Annotated in this window: 20 protein-coding genes, 1 tRNA gene and 1 pseudogene; 13 read left to right on the plus strand and 9 right to left on the minus strand. The window is 70.6% G+C overall.

All coding sequences use genetic code 11. The features are described 5' to 3' along the window. Nucleotide 1: 1 nt before the first annotated feature. Complete coding sequence (gene recD2, locus YWW_RS0109995; protein WP_425402686.1) at nucleotides 2-2,218, minus strand: SF1B family DNA helicase RecD2; 2,217 nt, start codon at nucleotides 2,216-2,218, stop codon at nucleotides 2-4. A 25-nt stretch (nucleotides 2,219-2,243) separates the two neighbouring features. After that, nucleotides 2,244-3,758, minus strand: coding sequence for an alanine/glycine:cation symporter family protein (locus YWW_RS29485; RefSeq protein ID WP_051325630.1), 1,515 nt, complete (start codon nucleotides 3,756-3,758; stop codon nucleotides 2,244-2,246). A gap of 137 nt (nucleotides 3,759-3,895) precedes the next feature. Here YWW_RS29485 and YWW_RS0110005 point away from each other — a divergent pair, with 137 nt between their 5' ends. Further along, nucleotides 3,896-4,606 carry an exonuclease domain-containing protein gene (locus YWW_RS0110005; protein WP_026930010.1) on the plus strand — a complete coding sequence of 237 codons (711 nt, stop codon included), beginning with the start codon at nucleotides 3,896-3,898 and terminating at the stop codon, nucleotides 4,604-4,606. Nucleotides 4,607-4,693: 87 nt separating this feature from the next. Here the strand turns inward: YWW_RS0110005 and YWW_RS36425 are convergent, their stop codons facing one another. Beyond that, complete coding sequence (locus tag YWW_RS36425; protein ID WP_026930011.1) at nucleotides 4,694-5,485, minus strand: copper chaperone PCu(A)C; 792 nt, start codon at nucleotides 5,483-5,485, stop codon at nucleotides 4,694-4,696. A gap of 339 nt (nucleotides 5,486-5,824) precedes the next feature. Between YWW_RS36425 and YWW_RS0110015 the strand changes: the two genes are divergently transcribed. The 4 genes from YWW_RS0110015 to YWW_RS0110030 are packed head-to-tail and all read left to right on the plus strand — an operon-like array spanning nucleotide 5,825 to nucleotide 8,831. Continuing rightward, entirely contained in the window at nucleotides 5,825-6,322 is a 498-nt protein-coding gene (locus YWW_RS0110015) for a CarD family transcriptional regulator (protein WP_026930012.1), read from the plus strand. A 30-nt stretch (nucleotides 6,323-6,352) separates the two neighbouring features. After that, nucleotides 6,353-6,838 (plus strand): 2-C-methyl-D-erythritol 2,4-cyclodiphosphate synthase, encoded by a 486-nt coding sequence (gene ispF, locus YWW_RS0110020; protein ID WP_035696635.1) that lies wholly within the window; start codon nucleotides 6,353-6,355, stop codon nucleotides 6,836-6,838. Nucleotides 6,839-6,860: 22 nt separating this feature from the next. Then, nucleotides 6,861-7,685, plus strand: a complete 825-nt coding sequence (locus YWW_RS33965; protein WP_051325612.1) for a tetratricopeptide repeat protein — start codon at nucleotides 6,861-6,863, stop codon at nucleotides 7,683-7,685. A 57-nt stretch (nucleotides 7,686-7,742) separates the two neighbouring features. After that, nucleotides 7,743-8,831, plus strand: coding sequence for a fumarylacetoacetate hydrolase family protein (locus YWW_RS0110030; protein WP_026930014.1), 1,089 nt, complete (start codon nucleotides 7,743-7,745; stop codon nucleotides 8,829-8,831). A gap of 81 nt (nucleotides 8,832-8,912) precedes the next feature. Here the strand turns inward: YWW_RS0110030 and YWW_RS0110035 are convergent, their stop codons facing one another. Further along, on the minus strand, nucleotides 8,913-9,395 hold the full coding sequence (locus YWW_RS0110035) for a RidA family protein (protein WP_026930015.1): 483 nt from the start codon (nucleotides 9,393-9,395) through the stop codon (nucleotides 8,913-8,915). Beyond that, nucleotides 9,396-9,554: a Sp36 family protein gene (gene sp36 / locus YWW_RS36630; RefSeq protein WP_169732258.1), complete on the minus strand. Its 159-nt coding sequence runs from the start codon at nucleotides 9,552-9,554 to the stop codon at nucleotides 9,396-9,398. Nucleotides 9,555-9,650: 96 nt separating this feature from the next. Between sp36 and YWW_RS0110045 the strand changes: the two genes are divergently transcribed. The 3 genes from YWW_RS0110045 to YWW_RS0110055 all read left to right on the plus strand — a co-directional run bounded on the left by YWW_RS0110045 (nucleotide 9,651) and on the right by YWW_RS0110055 (nucleotide 12,591). Continuing rightward, a complete protein-coding gene (locus tag YWW_RS0110045) occupies nucleotides 9,651-10,244 on the plus strand; it encodes a hypothetical protein (RefSeq protein WP_026930016.1) in 594 nt (197 codons plus the stop codon). Between the two features lie 14 nt (nucleotides 10,245-10,258). Next, a complete protein-coding gene (locus YWW_RS29495) occupies nucleotides 10,259-11,257 on the plus strand; it encodes an ArsA-related P-loop ATPase (protein ID WP_051325613.1) in 999 nt (332 codons plus the stop codon). 203 nt (nucleotides 11,258-11,460) lie between these two features. Beyond that, nucleotides 11,461-12,591, plus strand: a complete 1,131-nt coding sequence (locus YWW_RS0110055) for an ArsA family ATPase (RefSeq protein WP_026930017.1) — start codon at nucleotides 11,461-11,463, stop codon at nucleotides 12,589-12,591. A gap of 506 nt (nucleotides 12,592-13,097) precedes the next feature. Here the strand turns inward: YWW_RS0110055 and YWW_RS37965 are convergent. Continuing rightward, nucleotides 13,098-13,373: pseudogene (locus YWW_RS37965) on the minus strand (WhiB family transcriptional regulator); the annotation flags it as partial. Nucleotides 13,374-13,682: 309 nt separating this feature from the next. Between YWW_RS37965 and YWW_RS29500 the strand changes: the two are divergent. Continuing rightward, nucleotides 13,683-16,145: a transglycosylase domain-containing protein gene (locus YWW_RS29500; RefSeq protein WP_081687330.1), complete on the plus strand. Its 2,463-nt coding sequence runs from the start codon at nucleotides 13,683-13,685 to the stop codon at nucleotides 16,143-16,145. Nucleotides 16,146-16,219: 74 nt separating this feature from the next. Here YWW_RS29500 and YWW_RS0110065 read toward each other — a convergent pair whose 3' ends face one another. Both YWW_RS0110065 and YWW_RS0110070 read right to left on the minus strand, forming a co-directional pair. Further along, entirely contained in the window at nucleotides 16,220-17,155 is a 936-nt protein-coding gene (locus YWW_RS0110065; protein WP_051325615.1) for an endonuclease/exonuclease/phosphatase family protein, read from the minus strand. Between the two features lie 122 nt (nucleotides 17,156-17,277). Next, nucleotides 17,278-17,367 (minus strand) — tRNA-Ser (locus YWW_RS0110070). Between the two features lie 109 nt (nucleotides 17,368-17,476). Here YWW_RS0110070 and deoD point away from each other — a divergent pair. Beyond that, entirely contained in the window at nucleotides 17,477-18,184 is a 708-nt protein-coding gene (gene deoD / locus YWW_RS0110075) for a purine-nucleoside phosphorylase (RefSeq protein WP_026930019.1), read from the plus strand. A gap of 5 nt (nucleotides 18,185-18,189) precedes the next feature. On the opposite strand, the gene YWW_RS37740 is transcribed toward deoD, so the two are convergent. After that, nucleotides 18,190-20,271, minus strand: a complete 2,082-nt coding sequence (locus YWW_RS37740; protein WP_026930020.1) for an acyltransferase family protein — start codon at nucleotides 20,269-20,271, stop codon at nucleotides 18,190-18,192. Nucleotides 20,272-20,507: 236 nt separating this feature from the next. Here YWW_RS37740 and YWW_RS0110085 point away from each other — a divergent pair, with 236 nt between their 5' ends. The 3 genes from YWW_RS0110085 to YWW_RS0110095 all read left to right on the plus strand — a co-directional run bounded on the left by YWW_RS0110085 (nucleotide 20,508) and on the right by YWW_RS0110095 (nucleotide 23,788). After that, complete coding sequence (locus YWW_RS0110085; protein ID WP_245595395.1) at nucleotides 20,508-22,019, plus strand: acyl-CoA carboxylase subunit beta; 1,512 nt, start codon at nucleotides 20,508-20,510, stop codon at nucleotides 22,017-22,019. Between the two features lie 8 nt (nucleotides 22,020-22,027). Next, complete coding sequence (locus YWW_RS0110090; RefSeq protein WP_026930022.1) at nucleotides 22,028-23,179, plus strand: acyl-CoA dehydrogenase family protein; 1,152 nt, start codon at nucleotides 22,028-22,030, stop codon at nucleotides 23,177-23,179. Between the two features lie 141 nt (nucleotides 23,180-23,320). Then, nucleotides 23,321-23,788 carry a QcrA and Rieske domain-containing protein gene (locus tag YWW_RS0110095; protein ID WP_035701411.1) on the plus strand — a complete coding sequence of 156 codons (468 nt, stop codon included), beginning with the start codon at nucleotides 23,321-23,323 and terminating at the stop codon, nucleotides 23,786-23,788. The last annotated feature ends 78 nt before the right edge of the window (nucleotides 23,789-23,866 follow it).

The following is a 23,866-nucleotide window of genomic DNA, read 5'->3' on the forward strand; positions in this document are numbered from 1 at the left end:
CTCAAGCCGCGAGGCGGTGCGTCAGGCCCGTGTGGCGCTTGCCGGTGCCGGCGGTGCGCACGGCCACCGCGAGGGCCTTCTTCGAGCCGACGAGCACCACGAGCCGTTTCGCCCTCGTGATGGCCGTGTAGATCAGGTTGCGCTGCAACATGGTCCACGCGCTCGTGGTCACCGGGACCACCACCGCCGGGTATTCGCTGCCCTGGGAGCGGTGCACGGTGATCGCGTAGGCGTGGACGAGCTCGTCGAGCTCGGCGAAGTCGTAGTCGACCTCCTCGTCCTCGTCGGTGCGCACCCGCAGCGTCTGCGCCTCGAGGTCGAGGGCCTCGACGACGCCGACGGTGCCGTTGAAGACGCCGCTCCTGCCCTTCTCGTAGTTGTTGCGGATCTGGATGACCTTGTCGCCGACGCGGTAGACGCGCCCGCCGTAGCGGCGTTCGGGCATGCCTTCGCGGCCGGGTGTGAGGGCCTCCTGCAAGCGGAGGTTGAGGTTCCCGGCGCCGGGCCCGCCGCGGTGCATGGGGGCGAGCACCTGGACGTCCCGCACCGGGTGCAGCCCGAACCTGGCGGGGATGCGGCGGGCCACGATGTCGACGACGCGGTCGGCGACGAGCTCGTTGTCGTCGCACGCGAAGTAGAAGAAGTCGTCGTAGCCCTCCAGCGCGGGGAACTCGCCGCCGTTGACGCGGTGGGCGTTCGCGACCACCCCGGATTCGGCCGCCTGGCGGAAGATCCGCGTCAGGCGCACGCGCGGGACGGCCGGGGCGGCGAGGACGTCGCGCAGGACCTCCCCGGCGCCGACGCTCGGCAGCTGGTCGACGTCGCCGACGAGCAGCAGGTGCGCCCCCTCGGGGATGGCCTTGACGAGCTTGTTCGCCAAAATCGTGTCCAACATGGATGATTCGTCGACGACGAGGAGGTCGACGTCCAGCGGCTTGTCGCGGTCGTAGGCGGCGTCGCCGCCGGGCCGCAGTTCGAGCATCCGGTGCAGCGTGGTGGCCTCGAAGCCGGTGAGCTCGGCGAGGCGCTTCGCGGCCCGGCCGGTGGGGGCGGCGAGCATGACCTTGGCGCCCTTGGCGCGGGCGAGGTCGACGATCGCCGAGACGGTGAAGCTCTTGCCGCAGCCGGGCCCGCCGGTGAGGACCGCGACCTTCTCGGTCAGCGCCAGGCGCACCGCCTGGGCCTGCTCGGGCGCGAGCTCGGCGTCCCTCCTGCGCCGCAGCCACGCGAAGGCCCTGTCCCAGTCGACGCCGGCGAAGACGCCCAGCCGGTCCCCTTCGGCGCGCAGCAGGCCGAGCAGCCCGGCGGCCAGGCCGCGTTCGGCGTGGTAGAACGGCGCGAGGTAGCGGGCCGGCACCGTCGAGTCCCCGACGGGGACCTCCTCGGCGATGACGCGCTCGCCGTCGGCGGCGAGCGCCTCGAGCGCCTGGGCGACCGGCCCGGGCTCCAAACCGAGCAGCTCGACCGTGTCGGCCACGAGGTTCGGCGCGGGCAGGAAGCAGTGCCCGGCGTCGCCGGCCTCCGAGAGCGTGTACTGGAGCGCGGCCTTGATCCGCTCGGGCGCGTCGTGGGCGATGCCGACGGCGCGGGCGACGGCGTCGGCGGTCTTGAAGCCGATCCCCCACACCTCGTTCGCCAGCCGGTACGGCTCGTTCTTGACCACGCCGATCGAGGCGTCCCCGTACTGCTTGTAGATCCGCACGGCCAGTGAGGTGGAGACGTCGACGGACTGGAGGAACACCATGACCTCCTTGATGGCCCGCTGCTCCTCCCAGGCCGCCGCGATCGACTTGGTGCGCTTGGGCCCCAGGCCGGGCACCTCGATGAGCCGCCCGGGGTCGGCGTCGATGACATCGAGGGTCTCGGCGCCGAAGTGCGCGACGATCTTCTCGGCGGTCTTGGGGCCGATGCCCTTGATCAGCCCCGAGCCGAGGTAGCGCTCGATGCCCTGGACGGTGGCGGGCAGGACCGTCCGATAGGACCAGACCTCGAACTGGCGGCCGTACTTGGGGTGGCTGGTCCACCGCCCGGTCAGGTCGAGGCTCTCCCCGACCTGGGCACCGAGCAGCGGACCGACGATGGTGAGCAGGTCCGAGCCCGACCCGGCGGCCGAGGCGCGGGCGATGGTGTAGCCGGTCTCCTCGTTGGCGTACGTGACGCGTTCGAGGACCGCCTCCAATGTCGCTGCGCCGGGCCGGGTCTCAGACATGGCCACCATGCTATGCGCGGTGTCCGACAGCGGTCTAATCCGACTTGGGCCCGCCCGCCGGCTCGGGGGCGCCTCCCTTCTCGTCGAGGGCGGCGTCCGTGGGCAGCATCCGCCAGTCGGGCCGGTCGAAGAACCGCTTGGTCTCGCGGTAGACCAGCGGCGAGAGGATCACCAGTCCGATGAGGTTCGGCAGCGCCATCAGGCCGTTGGCGATGTCCGAGAAGGCCCACAGCAGGTCGAGGCTGGTGACCGCGCCGAGGTAGGCGACCAGGATGAACACGATCCGGTACGGCAGGATCAGCCAGTCGCCGCGGAAGCGCTCGAGGCACTTCTCGCCGTAGTAGGACCAGCCGATGAGCGTGGAGAACGCGAACGTCGCGATCGCGACGGTGACGATGAGGCCGCCGATGGTGCCGCCGGTGGTGTCGACGCCGCCGAGGCCGGTCTCGAACGCCAGCCTGGTGAGCGCGGCGTCGCCGAGCAGCTGCTCCTCGCCGTCGACGACGTGGGTCGTGCCGAACACGCCGCTGACGACGATGACCAGGCCGGTGAGGGTGACGACGATGAGCGTGTCGATGAACGTCTGCGTCATCGACACCAGCCCCTGGCGCACCGGCTGGTCGGTCTTCGCCGCGGCGGCGGCGATGCCGCCGGTGCCCAGGCCGGACTCGTTGGAGAACAGGCCGCGGGAGACGCCGGCGCGGATGACGGTCAGGATCGCCGCACCGGTGAAGCCGCCGACCGCCGCGCCGCCGCTGAACGCCTGTTCGAAGATGTCGGCGAAGGCACCGCCGATCGCGTCGACGTTGAGCACCAGGACCGCCAGCGAACCGGCGATGTAGAAGACGATCATGAACGGCACCAGCGCCGAGGCGACGCGCCCGAGCCACTTGATGCCGCCGAGGATGACCAGGCCGACCAGGACGAGGATGGTCACGCCGGTCCACGCGGGCGTCCAGAAGGTGTCCTCGGGCAGCTGGGCCTGGACGGCCCCGGCGACGTTGCCGGCCTGGACGGCGTTGCCGATGCCGAAGCTGGCGACGACGGCGAAGATCGCGAAGGCGATCGCGAGGACCTTCCCGAGCGGGCCCTTGATGCCCTCCGAGAGGTACCACTGCGGGCCGCCGGTCTTCTGGCCCTTGCGGTTGGTCTGCCGGAACTTGACGCCGAGGACCGCCTCGGAGTACTTGGTGGCCATGCCGACCAGGCCGGTCACCCACATCCAGAACAGGGCGCCGGGCCCGCCCAGGGCGATGGCGGCGCCGACGCCGCCGATGTTGCCGACGCCGACGGTGGCGGCCAGGGCCACCGACAGGGCCTGGTAGTGGCTGATGTCGCCGTCCGAGTCGCGGTTCTCGTGGCGTTTGAACAGCGCCAGCCACAGGCCGTAGCCGAGGCGGCGGAACTGGATGCCCGCGAGCAGGGTCGTCAGGTAGACGCCGACGAGGACCAGCAGCGGGATGAGCAGCCATGGGCCCCACACGAATTCGCTGACCTTGCCGACGCCCTCGCCGTAGTCCTCGTTGAGTCCGTCCGCCCACGACTGTATGGCGTCGATGACGGGATCGAGAAAGTCCAATGCTCCTCCAGGGGATCGCTTATGGGCATAAGAAGGGATTTGCGCGCTTAAACGCACGCCAGCGATCGTATCGGGGCCTTGTCACACCCGGCGGTTAAGGTGGCGCCATGAGCGTGCATTGGTATGAAGGTCCGCTTTTGGGCTTCGACACGGAGACCACGGGCGTCGTCTGCGCCGCCGACCGGATCGTGCAGGCCGCGTTGGTGACCGTCGCCCCGGCCGGGCCCGGCGAGCCGCCGCCGGCGTGGATGGGCGAGACGTGGCTGATCGACCCGGGCATCCCGATCCCGCCGGGCGCCTCGCGCGTCCACGGCATCACCGACGAGCGGGTCAAGGCCGACGGGGAGCCGCCCGCGAAGGCGCTGGCCGAGATCGCCTCGAGCCTGGCCGCGGCGATCGACGCGGGCACGCCGGTGGTGGCGTTCCGGGCCGGGTTCGACTTCACGATGCTGGCGTTCGAGCTCGAACGGCACGGGATCGACGCGCCGGACTGGGAGCGGATGGCGGTGGTGGACCCGGCGGTGCTCGACAAGCGGGTGGACCGCTTCCGCAAGGGCAAGCGCACCCTCGGGGCGAGCTGCGCGCACTACGGCGTGGCCCTCGACGAGGCGCACTCGGCGGCGGGGGACGCGGCGGCGACGGTGGCGCTGGCGCGGGTCATCGGCGCCCGCTTCCCCGAGGTCGGCGGCATGGAGCCGGCGGAGCTCCACCGGGCGCAGGTGCGCTGGCACGCCGAGGACGCGGCCTCGCTGGAGGCCTACTTCCAGCGCCGGGGCCGCGCCGAGACCGTCGAGCGGCGCTGGCCGTTCGCGAAGTAGCCGAAGGAAGCGAGGCGGCTCCGCCCCCGGGCGGGAGCGGAGCCGTGGAAGTCGGGCGCGGTCGGCCGCGGCCTCGGTGGACCGGGCCTAGTGGGCGGGTCCGGGGTGCTCCATGTACGTGCGGTCGTCCTCGTCGCCGACCTGCGGCTGGGTCACCGGGATCTCGACCGGGAACTCCTGGCCGTTCGAGAACACGAAGGTCACGGTGATGTTCTCGCCGGGCATGAGCGGCTCGGCGAGCCCTTCGAGCACGAGGTGGTCGCCGTCTTCGACGCCCTGGTCGAGGCGGACGAAGCCGCCGGGGGTGATCTCGATCGGCTCGAAGCCGAGCGCGGGGGACTCCGCTTCGGTGGGCTCGGCCGCCGGCTCCTCGGTGGCGCCTTCGGTGGCCTCGTCGGTCGCCTGCTCGGTGGCGCCGTCCGTCGCCTCGTCGGTGGACTGCTCGGTGGTCTCCTCGGTCGCGCCGTCGGTGGTCTCCTCGCCGCCGGTGGGCGCCTCGGAGGTCGCCTCGCTCTCGGGCGCCTCGGTGGTCTCCTCGACGTCGACGCCGGGCTCGCCGCCATCGACGAGGGTGACGCCCTCGGCCGCGTCGGTCTCGATCCCGACCAGGCTGACCGGCTCGTCGCCGTTGTTGGCGATCCACAGCCGCAGCGGCGCGGTGCCGCCCGCCTCGTAGCCCTCGGCGGAGTACTCGACCTGGAGGTCGCGCAGGGACAGCTCGCCCTCGTCGGTGTTGACGCCGGCGATCGCCGTCTGCTTGGTGTCGGTCTGGGTCACCTGACCCGCGCCGCAGGCCGACAGCCCGGTCGCAGCGGCCGCCGCGATCGCGAGCGCCGCCGCGCGACGAGCGATGGTCGCCGTGCTGATTCCCCTGGCCACTGGTGGTCCTCCCTGAGTCCTACACGCATGCTGCCGACAGCCTAGACGACGGGCCGACGGGCGCTGTCCCAACCTGCCGCGGGCCGAGGAGTGGGTCTCACAGGCGGCTCGCCGCGCCGATGAAAAAGACTCGACTCGGCCTCGAATGCCGTCGAATGCCGCTCCGTCCAAGTGAGCGACGCAGGCCTCATTTGTCGCAGGCTTGTCGGCTCCCGGTCCCCAAGGTGCCGTAGAGTAGTCAGTCACATACCAATTGACCAGGGCGTTTATGGCGATCCGCTGTCGGGGGAAACCCCGATGACGTGTTAGGCTAGACACAGCGAAAGGGGTTTCGATCCTATGGGTTTTAGTGTCGGCGAGACCGTTGTCTACCCCCACCACGGGGCCGCACTCGTTGAAGCTGTTGAAACTCGCGTCATCGGCGGTATTGAACAGGAATACCTCGTACTGCGAGTCGAGCAGGGTGACCTCACGGTCAAGGTTCCAGCCAAGAACGTCGAACTCGTCGGCGTCCGGGAAGTCGTCGGCGCGGAAGGCCTCAACGAGGTCTTCAACGTGCTGCGGGCCCCTCACACCGAGGAACCCACCAACTGGTCGCGACGTTACAAGGCCAATGTCGAGAAGCTCGCCTCCGGCTCCCCGCTGAAGATCGCCGAGGTCGTGCGCGACCTGTGGCGCAGGGACCGTGAGCGCGGCCTGTCGGCCGGCGAGAAGCGCATGCTCTCCAAGGCCCGCGAGATCCTCGTCGGAGAGATCGCGCTGGCTGAGGACTGCGTCAAGGACGAAGCAGAGAACGTCCTCGACAAAGTCCTCCTCTCGGAGGCTCCCGTCCAGTAGCCTCCGGCTCGATCAACGAACTCCACACGAGTGAATCTCGAATTCCCGCCCGTGGTCGTCGGGCACGGCACCGACGTGCACCGCTTCGACAGCGAGCGTCCCTGCCTCCTGGCATGCCTCGAATGGCCGGACACGCCCGGCCTGGCCGGGCACTCCGACGGCGACGCCGCCGCGCACGCCGTGTGCGACGCGCTGCTCTCGGCCGCCGGTCTCGGCGACCTGGGCGCCAACTTCGGCACCACCCGGCCCGAATGGGCCGGCGCCTCCGGCGCCGCCCTCCTCGGCGAGACCGCGCGCCGCGTCCACGAAGCCGGATGGCGCATCGGCAACGTCTCCGTGCAGATCATCGGCGCCCACCCCAAGATCGCCCCCCGCCGCGCCGAGGCCGAGACCGCCATCGAGGCCGCCGTCGGCGCCCCCGTCAGACTCTCGGCGACCACCACCGACGGCCTGGGCTTCACCGGACGCGGCGAAGGCCTGGCCGCGACCGCGGTAGCGTTGCTGTACCAGCTCTGACTCCCATTCGAGAGTGAAACCCATGGACGACGACCCCAAACGGCGCACCGTCGCCGAGCATCTCAAGAGCGCCGAGCTCCTGTACGACCTCGACCACATCACCGACGCGCGGACCGAGGTCGACGCCGCGCTGCGCCTCGACCCGCTCGATCCCGACGCCAACGCCATGGCCGGCGTCGTCGCCCTCGCCGAGCGCGACCCCGACGAAGCGCTCGTCTTCGCCGGCGCCGCGCTCGCCCACCAGCCCCAACACCGCCGCGCCATGATCGTCCGCGGCTACGCCCTCGCCGACGCCGAACGCCGCGAAGAGGCCCTCCAAGCCGCCGCGAGCCTGCTCGACCTCGACCGCGACTCGTGGATCCACCACGTGCACTACGCGCTCATCACCCGCCGCGCCGGCGCCGCCCAACCCGCCCTCGACGCCGCCTGGAACGCCGTCAACCTCGCCCCCGACCAGCCCCGCACCCACCTCACGCTCGCCGCCGTCGCCGAAAGCCTCGACATGAACGACCTGGCCCGCCGCTCCCGGCAGGCCGCCGTCGACCTCGACCCCGAGGCCGACATCTCCCCCGGGCAGCGGCTGCCGCCCGAGGCGCGACGCCGGGTCCAGAACTACGTCGACGCCGACCCCGACGACCCGACCTGGCGCTCCAAGATCTACGGCCCCGGCCTCTTCCGCGGCGCCCTCGGCCGGTCGATCCTGCTCGGACTCGCCGTCGCCTTCGCCGTCCCCGCGGTGCTGGGCACCGGCATCGACACCGGCGCCCGACTGTTCTTCGCCGTCATCGCCATCGGCGCCTGGGTGGGCTGGTTCACAGTTCTGCGCCGGCACCGACGCGCCGAGTGACTTCGCCGGGCCGCGATCGTTAATCCTCCGCAAGCGCACCGACGATGGAGGAACAACGTGAACAGCTGGGTCCCCGGGGCCGACCAGAGCCCGTACAACGTCCACAATCTCCCCTACGGGGTCTTCTCGACCGCCGACGAACCCACGCCGCGCATCGGAGTCCGCATCGCCGACCAGGTCCTCGACCTGCACAAAGCCGTCCTCGCCGGCGACTGCCAGACCTGCGCCTCATGCACCGCGCTGCGCGAACCCGCGCTCAACCGGCTGCTCACCCTCGGCCGCGACGTGTGGACCAAAGTGCGCGCCCAAGTGCAGGAGGCGCTCACCGAACCGAGCCTGGAAGACGCCGCGAGCCTGTGGCTGACCCCCCTCGCCGACACCAGAATGCACGCACCGCTGCTCGTGACCGACTTCGTCGACTTCACCTCGCACGCCCCCGGCACCCGCACCCAGCCGCGCGGCTCGAACGGACGGGCCTCCACCGTCATCCCCTCCGGCATGGACCTCGTGCGGCCCACCGGGCACCGCCGCGACGAACGCGGCGAGATCGTCTTCGGGCCCACCGGCGCGCTCGACATCGAGGCCGAAGTCGGCTTCATCGTCGGCTCCGAATCGGAGATCGGCCGCCCCGTCACCCCCGACGCCTTCGACCGGCACGTGTTCGGCGCCGTGCTGCTCAACGACTGGACCGCCCGCGACTTCGCCGAACTCGAAACCGACGCGCTCGGCCCGTTCACGTCCAAATCGTTCGCCACATCGATGAGCGCCTGGGTCACCCCCATCGACGCGCTCGGCGCCGCCCGCACCGCCGCGCCCGCACAGGACATGAACATCCCGCCCTACCTCAAGGAATCCGACCGGTACGGCTTCGACCTGCGGTTGAACATCGAAGTGAACGGCGTGTCAGTGGCCGGCGCCGACTTCGGCGACTCCTACTGGACACCCGCCCAGCAGCTCGCGCAACTGACCGCGAACGGCTCGGTCCTGCGCTCGGGCATGCTGTTCGGCTGCGGGGAGGCCCCGTCGCCGCGATGGCGGCTCCACAACGGCGACATCGTCAAGATCACCGCGACCGCGCCGGGACCGCGCGGCACCGCCATCGCCCTCGGCGAAGTCGAAGCCCGAGTCGTTCCCCCGATCGGATGAAAAACGCGGGCCCGGCCGCCAGCCGACGGCCGGGCCCGCGTCACACGAACCGCATGACACGGCGCTCACCACACTGCGCCATCACACCAGGCGCACCTTCGCGCTCGGCGCCATCGCCGCGATGAGCTCGACCTCCACCGGCGCGCCCAGCGGCAGCTCCGAGACGCCCACGGCACTGCGGGCGTGCCGACCGGCCTCCCCGAACACCTCACCCAGCAGATCGCTGGCGCCGTTGACGACCGCCGGCTGACCGGTGAAACCGGGCGCGGACGCGACGAAACCGGCGAGCTTCACGATCCCCGCGACCTCCTCCAAGTCCGCGATCGAAGCGATCGCGGCGAGCCCGTTCAACGCGCAGATGCGCGCCAACTCGTACGCCCGCTCGGCGTCGACCTCCCCGCCGACCTTCCCGGTCCCCGCCAACTCGCCCTCGACCATCGGCAGCTGACCCGAGACGTACACGTAATCGCCCGACCTGACCGCCGGCTGGTAGGCCGCCACCGGCGGCACCACGGCGGGCAGCGTCAGGCCCAGGCGCTCGAGCGCCGCCCTGACACCGGCCATCTACTGCTCCCGCTTGCGCTTGAAGTAGGCCACGAGCTGCTCCGAATTCTGACCGGGCAGCACCGTGACGAGCTCCCATCCGTCCTCGCCCCACATGTCGAGGATCTGCTTGGTGTTGTGGATCAGCAGCGGTGCGGTGGCGTACTCCCATTTATCCATGCGCCCCACAGTACGGCGTCTTGATTCGACGACGTCGCACCGCTACGCTCAGAGTGCGTCGCCTCCCCAACAGTGAATCACTCATAGGGAGTACCCGTGTCGCCAGACACCGCCGCCCAGCGGCATGACAGCACGGTCGCCCAGCGGCCCGAGAACAGGGGAGCCGGCGCCACCGGTCCCGACGAGGACCGCGGCGAACCCGCCCCCGAACGCGACCGGCCGGACCGGACCGGCCACGCGAAACGGGCGCCCGAGGAGCCGGCCCGGACCGGCCGCATGTGGACCTACCTGACCATCGCGGCGGCCGCCGCCTTCGCCGGCACCGTCGCCGTGGTCGGAACGAACCTGTTCGCCGGCACCGGCGTCGCCGAAATCTCCGACACGCCCGAACACTCCGTAGAGGAGTTCCTCGGCGCACTGCTCGACGACCACGACGCACCGGGCGCACGCGAATGGATGTGCGCCGACAAGGCCGACCGCGACCTCAGCGAGGCCACCGCCGAACTCGCGGCGATCAACGACCGGACCGGCGTGGACTGGTCGAACGTCACCGAGACCGGCCGCAGCGTGGGCAAGGCCACCGTCACCGCCGAGCTCAGCACCGGCGGCGAGGCCGTCACCTGGACTTTCACGCTCGTCGCCGAGGACTCCGATCCGCAGTGGCAAGTGTGCGATATGGCCGTCAGGTGACTACACTCCGGTGAATGAGTGCCACCGCTCCTCCCGTGCCGCGACTGCATATCGTCACCGGTAAGGGCGGTACCGGGAAGACCACGGTGGCCGCCGCGCTCGCACTGGCCCTCGCCGGGCCCGGGCGCCGCGTGCTGCTGGCGGAGGTCGAAGGACGCCAGGGCATCGCACCGCTGTTCGACGCTGCCCCGCTGCCGTACGCCGAGCGGCACCTGGCCGCGGGCCTCGACGGCGGCGAAGTGTTCGGGCAGGCGGTGGACGCCGACGAGGCGCTGCTGGACTACCTGGACATGTTCTACAAGCTCGGCTCGGCCGGGCGGGCGCTGCGAAAGTTCGGGGCGATCGACTTCGCCACGACGATCGCGCCCGGACTGCGCGACATCCTGCTGACCGGCAAGATCAAGGAAGCGGTCTCGCGGACCGAGGCGGGCCGGATGGCCTACGACGCGGTCGTGCTCGACGCACCGCCGACCGGCAGAGTCGTGAAATTCCTGAACGTCACCGTCGAAAGCGGCAGGCTCGCCAAGACCGGGCCCATCGGCAAGCACTCGCGGTCGGTGGCGCGACTGCTGCATTCCTCGCTCACGGCCGTCCACCTGGTCACCACCCCCGCCGCGATGCCGGTACAGGAGACCCTCGACGCCCACCGCGACCTCCTCGCCGCCGACCTGCCGGTGGGGCACGTCGTGCTCAACAAGGTGGCGGGCACCAAGACCGTCGACGTCACCGCCGAACAACTGCGCGAAGGACTGCGCCGAACCGGACTGCCGTCCGACGACGGCCTCGTCGACGCCCTGCTCGACGAGTACGCGGCGAGCCGCGTCGAGACCGAGGCGGTCGACGCCTACCGGGACCGCCTCGAGCGCCTCGGCCGCCCGATCGACGAACTCGCGCTCCTCCCCGAAGGCGTCGACCTCTCAGGCCTCTACCAACTCGCCCGCGCACTGCGCACGAGCCTCGGAGAGACCCGCAGAGCGGCCGCGGAGCCCGAAGGAGACGACCATGGCGAGTGACCGCAAACCTCAACAGCCCCGGCGAACCGACCCCGAAGGAGAAGCGGCCACGGTGGGCGACCGCGCCCGCGGGCGCCCTGCAGCGGCACCGGCGAACCGACCCCGAACGAGGTCGCCCATGGCGAACGACCCCGGCCCGCGGGCAAGCCTCAACGGCCCCGGCGAATCACCCCCCGAATCCACCGACCCCCGAAGGAGGCGACATGGCGAGTGATCTCGAACTCGACACCCTCTTGAGCGACGAGGGCAAGCGCGTCATCGCGTGCTGCGGCTCCGGCGGCGTCGGCAAGACCACCACGGCCGCGGCGCTGGCGCTGCGGGCCGCCGAGCGCCACGGGCGCCGCACCGTGGTGCTCACGATCGACCCGGCCCACCGCCTGGCCCAGTCGCTGGGCATGGAGGCCCTCGACAACACCCCGCGCCCGGTGGACGGCCTCGAAGGCGGCTCGCTCGACGCGATGATGCTCGACATGAAGCGCACCTTCGACGACGTGGTCGCCTCCCACACCACCCCCGACCGGGCCGCCGAGATCTTCGCCAATCCCTTCTACCAGGCGGTCTCCTCGACCTTCTCCGGTACGCAGGAGTACATGGCGATGGAGAAGCTCGGGCAGCTGCGGGCCTCGGGCCGGTGGGACCTGATCGTCCTCGACACGCCGCCGTCGCGCTCGGCCCTGGACTTCCTCGACGCGCCGGCCCGCCTGGCGCGCTTCCTCGACGGCCGGATCATCCGCCTCCTGTCCGCCTCCACGCCGGGCTCGCGGCGCTCGATGCTCTCGCTCATGGGCGCGAGCGCCGCGGTGTTCACACGGGTGTTCAACAAGATCCTCGGCGGGCACCTCCTGACCGACGTCGCCGAGTTCACCGCGAGCCTGGAGGACACCTTCGGCGGTTTCCGCAAACGGGCCGAGGCGACCTTCCGTGCCCTCCAGGGCGACCAGACGTCGTTCCTGGTCGTGGCCACGCCCGAACCGGCGGCGATCAACGAGGCGGTGTACTTCTCGCGGCGTCTGACCGAGGAGCGCATGCCGCTCGACGGCATGATCCTGAACCGCCTGACGCCCGTGGGGGCGTCGCTGCCGGCAGAGCGGGCCCTGGGGGCCGCGGCGGCGCTGGAGGAGGACGACCCCGACAGCCCGGTGGCGGCGGCACTGCGGACCCACGCCGACCTGGCCCGACGGCGCGCGAGCGAGCAGCGAGTGGCGGCCCGCTACGGCGCGGCCTGCCCGGACATCCCCCAGGCCTGGCTGCCGACGCTCGGCGCCGAGGTGGTCGACCTCGAAGGCCTGCGGGACTTCGGTGCCACGGCCGCCGGTGCCGCCGCGGCCGCGTAGAACGCACGAGCCGCCGTGGTTGCTCGAGGGGGGGGTGATCGCGGGTGGGCCGGGCGCCCGGCCCACCCGCGATCGATTACCGCGGCGGTGGTCGGCGGGCGCCGCGCGGGGGGCGACCCCGCGCGAGCTTGTCTGCGGTGTCCGCGGATCCCACTGCACCGCTGGCCTGCCGACCACCTAGAGGAACGACCGTCATGGGGCGGCTGTGTCCGTTTTTGTATGGACCCTCCCACGCGTCGTCAAGACGTTCAAGGGTTCTTTTTCCGCCTGTGGACAACTGCCGGAGCGGTCGGTGTTCTGGCTGGTCCTTGTTGTGACGGCGGGGGCGGGGGACGGTTACGGTTCCCTTCCTCACCTGTGGATAAGCGAGCGGGCGCGGACATGACAACGCGCCCGGACGGAGCTCTCCGTCTCGGGCGCGGTGGGCCGCTCGCCGCCTTGCGGCGGCGGGCCGCTAAGAAGTTGACGTTCACCGGAATGCGGCGGCGGCTGGATTTCCTCGCACTTCGCTGTTCTTCCTCCAGCGCCACCTCGAAGACCGACCTCCAGGAGCGGACGTCGGCGTGTTTGCGCAATAGTGCGCGCCGTTCGCGTTCGGTCATGCCGCCCCACACCCCGAATTCGATTCGATTGTCGAGCGCATCGGCGAGACATTCGAGCCGGACCGGACAGCCGCGGCAGATCTTCTTCGCATTGTTCTGTTCAGCCCCCTGCACGAACAGTGCATCCGGGTCGCCCTCTTGGCAGAGCGCCTTGGTTGTCCAGTCGATCAGCAGTCCCATCTGCATGACCTCCCCGTGAGATTTTCCCTTCATACCCCCCGACGACTCCGAAACAGTAATCTTTCGATCACACAACGTCGCCGTCAAGAACGGACCCTACACCTCTTGTAAGTGTTTGACTACTCTCCGAGACGAAAATCGGACTTTGCGGGAGGCCTTCACCCCTAGGGCTTGGATCGCGAAGACGCCTCGCGATAATAACGATTGCGATACGAGGGCATCTCGTCTCAATGCTTGCGGCGTATCAAACCCGGGCACTCGACGACAAAGCGCCCCCGGCTATCGCAACGTTCGTTCTAATCTGAGGCGGTGGAGACGTTGAGACGCGACCGAAGTCCCCTGGGGGACGGCATAGCCCTGCTCGCATGTGGAGTCCTGGCCGGGATCCTGGCGGCAGCGGCGGCCTTCCCTCTCGTCGCGACGGGGGGCATCGTGGTCGGCGACAGCGTCGATTCGTTCGAGTCGCTGCCGACCGAGCTCACCCAGCCGACCCTGCCGCAGACGAGCTACGTCTACGCTTCCGACGGAGAAACCCTCATCACCTCCTTCTATGAGGAGAACCGCCGCGAGGTGTCCCTCGACGAAGTAGATCCCCTCATGATCGACGCCCTCCTGGCGGCGGAGGACTCCAAGTTCTATGAACACGCCGGTGTCGACTGGGTCGGCATCGTGCGCGCCGCCGTCGCCAATCAAAGCGGTGACACGCAGGGCGCCTCGACCCTCACCATGCAGTTCGTGCGTAATACCCTCATCTACTCCGCTTCAACCATCGACGAGGTCCTCGAAGCTTCCGAAGACACGTACGAACGCAAGCTCCGCGAAGCCAGGTACGCCTTGGCCATCGAGGAGACTATGTCCAAAGAGGAAATACTCGAGGGCTATCTCAACGTCATATATCTGGGCAATCAGGCCTACGGGATCCACGCCGGCTCCTACACCTACTTCAACAAGCCGCCGACCGAACTCGCGCTCCACGAGGCGGCCACACTCGCCGCGCTCCCCAAATTCCCCTCCTACGCCGACGGACTGCTCGACGGCGAGGGCGACGACTCCCTCATCCTCGACCGCCGCAACTGGGTCCTCGAACGCATGGTCTCGCTCGACATGGTCACCGACGCCGAAGCCGAAGAGGCCAAGGCGCAGCCGCTGGGCCTCGACCCGCGCGAGGTCCGCTCCGAGTGCGTCGACGTCCCCACCGCCGACTGGGGCTTCTTCTGCGACTACTTCAAGGAGTGGTGGGCGAGCCAGGAGATCTTCGGCGAGACCGAGCGCGACCGCCTCAGCCTGCTCAAGCGCGGCGGCTTCCAGATCGTCACCTCCTTGGACGCCGACCTCCAGGCGGACGCGATGAACGCCATCCACGACGAGATCGACGACGACGATCCCCGGGCGCTCGGCTCGGTCACCATCACCCCGGGCACCGGCCATATCCGCTCCATGGCCGTCAACCGCGTCTACAGCCTCGACCAGACCGAGAACGGCCCGCGCACCGACGGCGAGGACGGGCCCTCGAACTATCCGAACACCACCATTCCGCTGCTGAGCGGCAACGAGGAGGTCTCCGGTTTCCCGGCTGGCTCGACGTTCAAGATGTTCACCATGCTCGCCGCCCTCGAACAGGGCTGGCCGCTCAAGACCACACTGCCGTCGCCGAAGCAGTACACCTCGCAGTACGTCGTCGGCCCGGAGGCCGACGACGACGTCAAATGCAACAGGCAGTACGACGAGTCCGGCAACGAGTTCTGGAGCTGGTGTCCCACCACCGAGAGCTATTCGGCGGGGCCGCCGCTCGACTTCTGGGGCCTGTTCGGCAAGTCCTCCAACACCGGGTTCGTGGCGCTCCAGGAGATGGTCGGCACCTCCAAGGCCGTCGAGGTGGCCGAGCGGATCGGCGTCCAGTTCTCCGCGGACAGCGGTGTCGCCAGGGCCCGCGAGAACGACAATCTCGACGACTACGGCGTCTTCACGCTCGGCATGGGCGACAACACGACCCCGATGGACATGGCCGAGGCCTACGCCACCGTCGCCGCCGAAGGCCTGCACTGCGATCCGCTGCCGGTGATGAAGGTCGTCGGCGCCGACGGCGAGGAGTGGGCCGAGGCCTCGCAGCCCAGCTGCGAGCAGGCCATCGACGAGGACGTCGCGCTGGCGGCCGTCAGCGCCGCCCACTGCCCGGTCTACGACGACGCCGACAAGACCCGCTGCGTCGGCGGCACCGCCCGCGAGGCCGACGACTTCGGCCGTCCCGTCATCGGCAAGACCGGGACGGCCAACGCCGACCGCTCCTACTGGTTCATGGCCTCGACGCCGAACGCCACCACCGCCACCTTCGTCGGCGACCCCGACAACTCGGCCCACGACGGCCTGGCGGCGGACTTCCACAATCAGGTCCGCGAGACCGGTGTGGACGTTCTCCAGGCCGCCGTGGAGGGCCTCGACGAGGAGGGCTGGGCGGCGCCGCCGGACAGTCTGGTCAACGGCAAGGACCTGGTCTCGGTCCCGAGCATCGGCTGCGAGGACCCGGACTCGGCGAGGTCCAAAGTGGCCGGCGCCGGTTTCGATGCGTCGATCGCGCCCGGCAAGTTCGATTCCGAATGCGAAGAGGGCCAGGCGTTCTCGACCTCGGTGACCGGTTCGGCGCCCGCCGGCAGCCCGATCTACATCCTCATCTCGAACGGCTCGGGCTTCGAGGAGGGCGGCGGTGACGACGACGAGGGCGGAGGCGGTGACGATCCGCCGGGCGGTGGTGATCCGCCGGGCCGGGACGACTGAGCCCGAGACGCGGGCCCGCCCGCTCCGTCGGCGACGGAGCGGGCGGGCCCGCGTCTTGCGCGAGGGGCCGCGGCTCAGAAGTCGAAGTCGGCCTGGACGGGCAGGTGGTCGGAGGCGGTGGCCTCCAGGACGTCGGAGCCGGTGGCATCGAGGCCGCGGTAGAGGACCTGGTCGATGCGGGCGAGCGGGTTGCTCGCGGGCCAGGTGAAGCCGAAGCCCTTCCCGGCGGTGGCGTGCGCGGATTCGAGCTGGTAGGTGATGGGCGCGAGGGCGCGGTCCTGGGCGGTGCCGTTGAGGTCGCCGAGGAGGACGACGCGGTCGAGCTCCTCGGCGGCGATCGCCTCGCCGAGGAGTCTGGCGGTGTGGTCGCGCTGGTCGGAGGTGAAGCCCTCGGTGTTGACGCGGACCGACAGGAGGTGGGCGATGTAGAAGGCGACGGGCCGCCCCTCGATGTCGATGGCGGCGCGGAAGGCGCGGGTCCACCCCAGTCCGAGGTCGATCTCGCTGGAGGCGGTGATGGGGTGGTCCGACCAGAGGGCGACGGTGCCGTAGACGATCGAGTAGTCGTAGTCCCGGCCGAGGATCCGGTCGTATTCCTCGCGCTGCTCTTCGGTGACCTCGACCAGGGCGATGACGTCGGGTTCGGCGGTGAGGAGGGCGTCGGCGGTGGCCTCGGTGGCGGTGTTCTCGGCGTTGATGTTGTGGGCGATGACGCGGAATTCGCCGTCGCCGTCGGCCTTGTCGGGGAGGAGTCCGGCGTAGAGCTTGAGCCAGACGAGGCCGGGCAGGAGCGCGATGAGGATGGCGAGGGGGCGGCGGCGGACGGCGGCGAGGATGACCAGCGGGGGGATGAGGAGGCCGAACCACGGCAGGAAGGTCTCGATGAGGCTGCCGAGGTTGAGCCAGCGGTTGGGGATGAACCGGTGGGCGAGCAGCATGGCGGCCAGGATCAGTGAGGACGCGATGATGATCGCGCTGAAGACTACTGCGCCCCTTGAGGACCGGCTCACACTTCGCCCGCCTTTCGTTGCCGCTCGACTCGGACAGCCTAAACGGACCGTGCCAGGGCGCATTGCCCGGTCCGCACTGCGGCGGACACGAAAAAAGCTCCTGATCTGCCGATCAGGAGCGCTGGCGGTGGCGGTGGGATTTGAACCCACGAAACGCGTGAACGTTTACTCGCTTTCGAGGCGAGCTCCTTCGGCCGCTCGGACACGCCACCGCGGAAAAGGCTACCGGATCCTCGCCCTGCGGCGGCAAGCGGGTGGCGCGGGATCTGGCTCACAGGCACTGTCCGCGGATTCATGGGATGTTTATGGCATGCTGGCGCCATGACAGCGCACATCTCCGCATCGCCCGGCGACATCGCCGAGAGCGTCCTGCTGCCCGGCGACCCGCTGCGCGCGAAATGGATCGCCGAGACGTTCCTGACCGACGCGGTGTGCTACAGCGAGGTCAGGAACATGCTCGGCTTCACCGGCACCTACAAGGGCCGGCGGGTCTCGGTCCAGGGCACCGGCATGGGGCAGCCCTCGGCGTCGATCTACACGCACGAGCTGCTCGACGTCTACGGCGTCACGACGCTGGTCCGGGTCGGTTCGGCGGGCGCCGTCCACGACGACATCGAGCTGCGCGACGTCGTGGCCGCGATCGGGGCGTCGACGAACTCGAGCATGAACCGCATCCGCTTCAAAGGCGTGGTCGACTACGCGCCGGTGGCCGACTTCGGGCTGCTGCGCGCCGCCGTCGACGCCGCCGAGGCCAGGGGCGTGGCCCTGCGGGTGGGGCAGCTGTACAGCTCGGACACGTTCTACACCGACGCGCCCGACGTCGAGGAGCTGCTCCGCGACTACGGGATCCTGGCGATCGAGATGGAGGCCGCGGCGATCTACACGCTCGCCGCGAAGTTCAAGGCCCGCGCGCTGGCGGTGTGCACCATCTCCGACCACATCCGCAAGGGCACCGAGCTGCCCGCCGCCGAGCGGCAGGAGTCGTTCTCGGAGATGGTCGAGATCGCCCTCGACGCCGTCGTGGCCTGAGGGCCTCACTCCGCGGAGCGGTCGAGGACGGGGAGCAGCTCGGCCTCCAGGTAGGGGGCGAGGGTCGCCGCGTACGTGTTCGTCAGGTGGGCGTCGTCGCGGTAGACCAGGACGTTCCCCACGACCGGCTCGCAGGCGGCGGGCGCGCAGATGTAGTCGGTGAGGTCGATCTTGTGCACGCCCTCGGGGACGCTCAGCTCGGCGAAGGCGTCCTCGTCGGGGTAGTAGTCGTCGCGGTCGACGGTGCACGCCTCGGAGCCGGGGCCTTCGAGGTCGACGCAGGTGGGCATGTCGAAGCGAGGGCTGGGCGTGTCGCGGATGACGGCCACCTCGGCGCCGCTGGCGAGCAGCTGCTCGTAGCGTTCGCTGTAGTCGGGGAACGATTCGACCGCGTCGTAGCCGACGCGTGAGCCGTACGTGAACACCAGGTCCGGCGCGATCTGTGCGATGGCGTCGACGGCGTCGTCGTTCCAGGCCGCGCAGGAGCGGTAGCGCTCCTCGTCCCGGTTCGGCTGCTCGGTGGCGATGATGCACGCGTTCTTGATGAACGTGATCAGGTGCCAGTCGTTGCGTTCGGCGACGGCCCGCATCGCCGGCAGCCAGTGCCAGATCTTCGAGCCGCCGTACATGACGACCGTGGCCTGCGCCGCGCCCTCCTCGACGTCGCCGTCGACCGGTTCCGCTCCGAGGAAGTCGCATCGGACGAGCTCGTAGCCCTCCATGGACTGGTTGCACTCGTCCGACAGCTCCGGGTCGCGGTCGTCGGCGGCGTCGAGGGTGGAGGGGATGAAGTCGGCCGGCGCGGCCTCGAGGCCTTCGGCGAGCGCGGCGGCTCCCGGGTAGGCGGCGGGGTCGGCCCCGGCGGGGTCGAGGCGGTCGCGCTCGTAGGCGATGTAGCCGGCCAGGGCGCCGGTGGCGGCCAGGACGAGCGCCAGGGCCGCGGCGCCGAGCGCGAGGCCGCCGCGGACGGTGCGCTGGCCGAGGCCGCTGGCCTTCAGGCGCAGCTCGACCGCCCAGCGGGTGGCGGCGGCGAGGGCGAGCGAGCCGGCGATGACGCCGAGGCCGCCGAGGAGGCTGGCGGTGTCCCGGCCGGTCGCGGCCAGGTAGCAGATGAGGACGGGCCAGTGCCACAGGTACAGGGCGTAGGACAGTTCGCCGAGCCGCTGGAGGGGCCTGGTGGTGAGCAGGCGCCCGGCGCCCGCGCCGGGCCGGGCGGTGGCGACGGCGATGACGGCGGCCGCGGCGGTGACCGGCCACAGCGCGGCCAGGCCGGGGAACTGGGTCGAGTCCAGGAGCATGCCGCAGGCGGCGAGCGCGGCGACGGCGAGCCAGCTGAGGGCGGCGGCGGTGCGGCGCCCGAGCCTGAGGTAGGGCAGGGCGAGGAACAGCAGGCCCCCGGCGGCGAACTGCCACAGGCGCGCCCGCGTGTCGAAGTAGGCGTACGCCTGGTTGGCCTCGACCTCCCACAGGGCGAACGCGAAGGAGCCGGCGAAGACGGCCAGGAGCGCCGGGGCCAGGGCGCGGCGCAGTCCCCCGCCGGTGCGGGCGCCGATCCAGGCGCACAGGGCGATGAGGATCGGCCACAGGAGGTAGAACTGCGCCTGGATGCCCAGCGACCAGTAGTGCTGGACGACGCTGGCGCCGTTGTTCGAGGAGAGGTAGTCGACGGAGGTCTCGGCCAGGCGCCAGTTCCCGACGTAGAACGCCGAGGCGAGGATGTCGCCGAGCTGCTGGTTCCAGGTGGCCCGCGGCAGCCAGATCGCGGCCATGGCGACCGTGGCCGCGGCGACGACGAGCGCGGGCGGGAAGATGCGGCGGACGATCCTGGCCGCGTAGCGGGCCGGGCCGATGCCCCTGCCGGACTCGACGGCGCGCACGAGGCTGCCGGTGATGAAGAAGCCGGACAGGAGCAGGAAGACGTCGACGCCGCCGGAGACGCGGTTGAACCAGATGTGGTAGACGGCGATGACGATGATGGCGGCGCCGCGCAGGCCCTCGATCTCGGGCAGGTACTGCCGTTCGGCGCCGCCTCGGCCGGTGGCCGGCGGCGCGGGGCGCGCTGCGGTCTCGCTGGTCTCGGTGCTCATGGGTCTCCGGGTCGGGGCCGTGGCGGTGGACGGCTCGCGGGGGCGGCCATACCAATGTACGGCGCGCGGGCGCCCGTCCGGCGGGCCCTGCGCCTCGGCGGGACGGGCGTGCGGCGCGCGGTCCCGAGGAAAGGCCGGCCGGGAACCGGAAGGCGTTGACAGCGGGTGGTTCTCGGGCCACAATGAAATCACCTTAACGATCGTTAAGTTCCGGGGCTGTGAGAGGGGCGCACATCGTGGACTACGCTGCCGAACGCGACGGCATCCTGCGCGGAGGCGCCGAGAAGTACCACAAGGCCGCCGCCGCGGCGGGCAAGTACCACGCCCGCGAGCGCATCAGGCGCCTGACCGACGTCGACTCCTTCACCGAGGACGCGCTGTGGGCGAACCCGGACCCGGCGCTCCCGGCGGACGGGGTCGTGTGCGGGACGGCGACCGTGCAGGGGCGGCCGGTGCGCGTCATCGCGAACGACTCGACGGTCAAGGCCGGCTCCTGGGGCGCCAGGACGGTCGAGAAGATCATCCGCACCATCGAGGCCGCCCAGGTCGAGCAGCACCCGATCGTGTACCTGGTCGACTCGGCCGGAGCGCGCATCACCGACCAGGTGCAGCTGTTCCCCGGCCGCAGGGGCGCGGGCCGGATCTTCCACGAGCAGGTGCGGGCCTCGGGCCGCGTCCCGCAGGCGTGCGCCCTGTTCGGGCCCTCGGCCGCCGGCGGCGCCTACATCCCGGCGTTCTGCGACGTCGTGGCGATGGTCGACGGCAACGCCTCGATGTACCTGGGGAGCCCCCGCATGGTCGAGATGGTCACCGGCGAGCGGACCACACTGGAGGCCATGGGCGGGGCCCGCGTCCACTGCGAGGAGTCCGGCGTGGGGCACTTCCTGTGCCGCAACGAGGACGAGGCGATCGCCACGATGCGCCGCTGGCTGTCGTACCTGCCCTCGAACTGGACGCAGCCGCCGCCGGTGCGCGCGGCCCGGCCGCCGGCCGAGACCGAGCTCGCCTCGGTGGTCCCGCCCGGCGAGTCGACGCCGTTCGACATGCACGCCTTCATCGACGGCCTGGTCGACCGCGACTCGGTCCTGGAGGTCCAGGCCAGGTGGGCCGGGGAGCTCATCTGCGCCTTCGCGCGGCTCGACGGCCGCAGCGTCGGCGTCGTGGCCTCGAACTCGGCCGTGCGCGGCGGGGTGCTGTTCGCCGACTCGGCCGACAAGGCCGCCCGCTTCGTCAGCACCTGCGACGCGTTCAACGTGCCGCTGCTGTTCCTGGCCGACGTGCCGGGCTTCATGGTCGGCGCCGAGTTCGAGAAGGGCGGCATCATCCGCCACGGCGCCAAGATGATCGCCGCCGTCGCCGAGGCGACGGTGCCGAAGCTGTGCGTCGTGGTGCGCAAGGCCTACGGGGCGGGGCTGTACGCGATGTCCGGGCCCGCGTTCGGCTCGGACGCGGTCCTCGCCCTGCCGAGCGCGAAGATCGCCGTCATGGGCGCCGAAGCGGCCGTGAACGCCGTCTACGCCGGCAAGATCGCCCAGATCGAGGACGAGGCCGAGCGCGAGCGGTTCGTCGCCGACCGGCGCGAAGCATACGAAGCCGACGTCGACCTGCGCCGCCTCGCCGGAGAGATGGTCGTCGACGACATCGTCGAGCCCGCTCATCTGCGGGCCGACCTGATCGCACGCTACCGCCGGCTGTCCCACAAGGACCGCCGGTTCGGCGAGCGCAGACATCCGATAACACCGGTGTAGGAGGAGCCATGAGACTGACCCCGGAGCAGGCGGCGTTCGCCGCCGCGGTGAGGGAATTCGCCGAGACGGAGATCCGCCCCGTGATCGGCGACTACTACGAGCGGGGCGTCTTCCCCGCCGATCTGGTCCGCGAGCTGGGCAAGCTCGGCGTCTTCGGCGTCACGCTGCCCGAGGAGCACGGCGGCGCCGAGGCCGGGCTGCTCATGCTCTGCCTCGCCTTGGAGGAGATCGCCCGCGTCGACTCCTCGGTGGCCGTCACCGTCGAGGCCTCGGTGACGCTCGGCGCCGAGGCGATCGCGAAGTTCGGCACCGCGGAGCAGCGGCGGCGGTGGCTGCCGAGTCTCGCCGCGGGCGAGGGGCTGTGCGCCTTCGCGCTCACCGAACCCGGCGGCGGGACCGACGCCGGGCACACCGACACCCGCGCCCGCCTGGAGGGCGGGGAGTGGGTGATCGACGGCGCGAAGTGCTTCATCACCAACGCCGGGACGTCGATGACCGAGCTCATCATCGCCACGGCCGCCACCGGGCCCGGCGAGGTCTCCTGCATCGCGGTGGAACCGGGCACGCCCGGGCTCGAGATCGGACCGGAGTACTCCAAAGTGGGCTGGCGGGCCTCGGACACGCGGCCGGTGTACTTCGACGGCTGCCGCGTCCCGGCCGGGCACCTCGTCGGGGAGCGGGGGCGGGGCCTCGGCCAGTTCCTCGAGCTCCTCGACTCCGGGCGGGTCGCCTTGGCGGCCTTGGCGACCGGGATGGCGCAGGGCTGCCTGGACGAGGCGCTCGCCCACGCCAAGGAGCGCGAGGCCTTCGGCAGGCCGATCGGGGACAACCAGGCGATCGCGTTCATGCTCGCCGACATGCGCCTGCGTTCGCACACCGCGCGCCTGGCGTACCGGGACGCGGCCGAGCGCGCCGACGCCGGCGAGGCCTTCGGCACCGACGCGGCGATCGCGAAGCTGTACGCCAGCCAGGCGGCGGTGGAGAACGCGCGGGAGGCCACGCAGATCTTCGGCGGCTACGGCTTCATGAACGAGACGGCGGTGGCCAGGGCCTGGCGCGACTGCAAGATCCTGGAGATCGGCGAGGGCACGAACGAGGTGCAGCGCATGCTCATCGCGAGATCCCTGGGAGTTTTATTAAAACTTCAACAAAATACTTGAAATCTGAAGTTTATTCGTGACATGCTCGGTGTCGCGGGCGTATTGTTGCCGCATGGCCGCCTAAAAGGGATGGTCCCCCTCTTATCTCACTTATAGGCATATAAGCCGTGACACTGCGTGACGGCAGACTGAGGAGCAGCAATGACCGACATCGACACGGGCCGCGCTGCGGCGCAGCGGGTCCTCGCCTCCCGGCGCGGGCTCATGTGCGGCCTCGCCGGGCTCGGCGCCGCCGGTGCGCTCGCCGCCTGCGGCACCGCCGAGCCGGCCGACGAATCGAGCGAGAGCGGCGGCGAGGCGACCGGCGGCGCGACCGAGGACGGCGGCGGCGAGGCCCTGGCCTCGACCTCCGAAGTGCCCGTCGGCGGCGGCATCGTCGTCGGCGAGACCGTCATCGTCCAGCCGGCGGCGGACGAGTTCCTGGCCTTCTCGGCGGTGTGCCCGCACATGCAGACCATTGTGGACCCTCCGAACGAGGAGGGCGTCATCGTCTGCTCGAACCACTTCTCGGAGTTCGACATGGAGGGCGGGCTGCTCAAGGGCCCGGCCGAGACCGGCCTGACCGAAGTGGCGATCACCGTCGAGAACGGCGGCATCACCCTCGCCTGAGCGCCCGGCGCGCGGTCGGCTCCGATCCGCGTCCCGGCGCCCTCCGGCCTCGAACCCGACAGACCGCGTCCGGCGCGG

It is taken from the genome of Glycomyces tenuis DSM 44171 (assembly GCF_000427885.1).
GTDB lineage: Bacteria > Actinomycetota > Actinomycetes > Mycobacteriales > Micromonosporaceae > Glycomyces > Glycomyces tenuis.

What these genes read in the sequence shown, in the direction of transcription:
- recD2 (WP_425402686.1), bottom strand. Translation starts at nt 2,218, where the DNA reads ATGGTGGCCATGTCTGAGACCCGGCCCGGCGCAGCGACATTGGAGGCG.
- YWW_RS0110005 (WP_026930010.1), top strand. Translation starts at nt 3,896, where the DNA reads ATGAGCGTGCATTGGTATGAAGGTCCGCTTTTGGGCTTCGACACGGAG.
- YWW_RS0110015 (WP_026930012.1), top strand. Translation starts at nt 5,825, where the DNA reads ATGGGTTTTAGTGTCGGCGAGACCGTTGTCTACCCCCACCACGGGGCC.
- YWW_RS33965 (WP_051325612.1), top strand. Translation starts at nt 6,861, where the DNA reads ATGGACGACGACCCCAAACGGCGCACCGTCGCCGAGCATCTCAAGAGC.
- YWW_RS0110035 (WP_026930015.1), bottom strand. Translation starts at nt 9,395, where the DNA reads ATGGCCGGTGTCAGGGCGGCGCTCGAGCGCCTGGGCCTGACGCTGCCC.
- sp36 (WP_169732258.1), bottom strand. Translation starts at nt 9,554, where the DNA reads ATGGATAAATGGGAGTACGCCACCGCACCGCTGCTGATCCACAACACC.
- YWW_RS29495 (WP_051325613.1), top strand. Translation starts at nt 10,259, where the DNA reads ATGAGTGCCACCGCTCCTCCCGTGCCGCGACTGCATATCGTCACCGGT.
- YWW_RS0110055 (WP_026930017.1), top strand. Translation starts at nt 11,461, where the DNA reads ATGGCGAGTGATCTCGAACTCGACACCCTCTTGAGCGACGAGGGCAAG.
- deoD (WP_026930019.1), top strand. Translation starts at nt 17,477, where the DNA reads ATGACAGCGCACATCTCCGCATCGCCCGGCGACATCGCCGAGAGCGTC.
- YWW_RS37740 (WP_026930020.1), bottom strand. Translation starts at nt 20,271, where the DNA reads ATGAGCACCGAGACCAGCGAGACCGCAGCGCGCCCCGCGCCGCCGGCC.
- YWW_RS0110090 (WP_026930022.1), top strand. Translation starts at nt 22,028, where the DNA reads ATGAGACTGACCCCGGAGCAGGCGGCGTTCGCCGCCGCGGTGAGGGAA.
- YWW_RS0110095 (WP_035701411.1), top strand. Translation starts at nt 23,321, where the DNA reads ATGACCGACATCGACACGGGCCGCGCTGCGGCGCAGCGGGTCCTCGCC.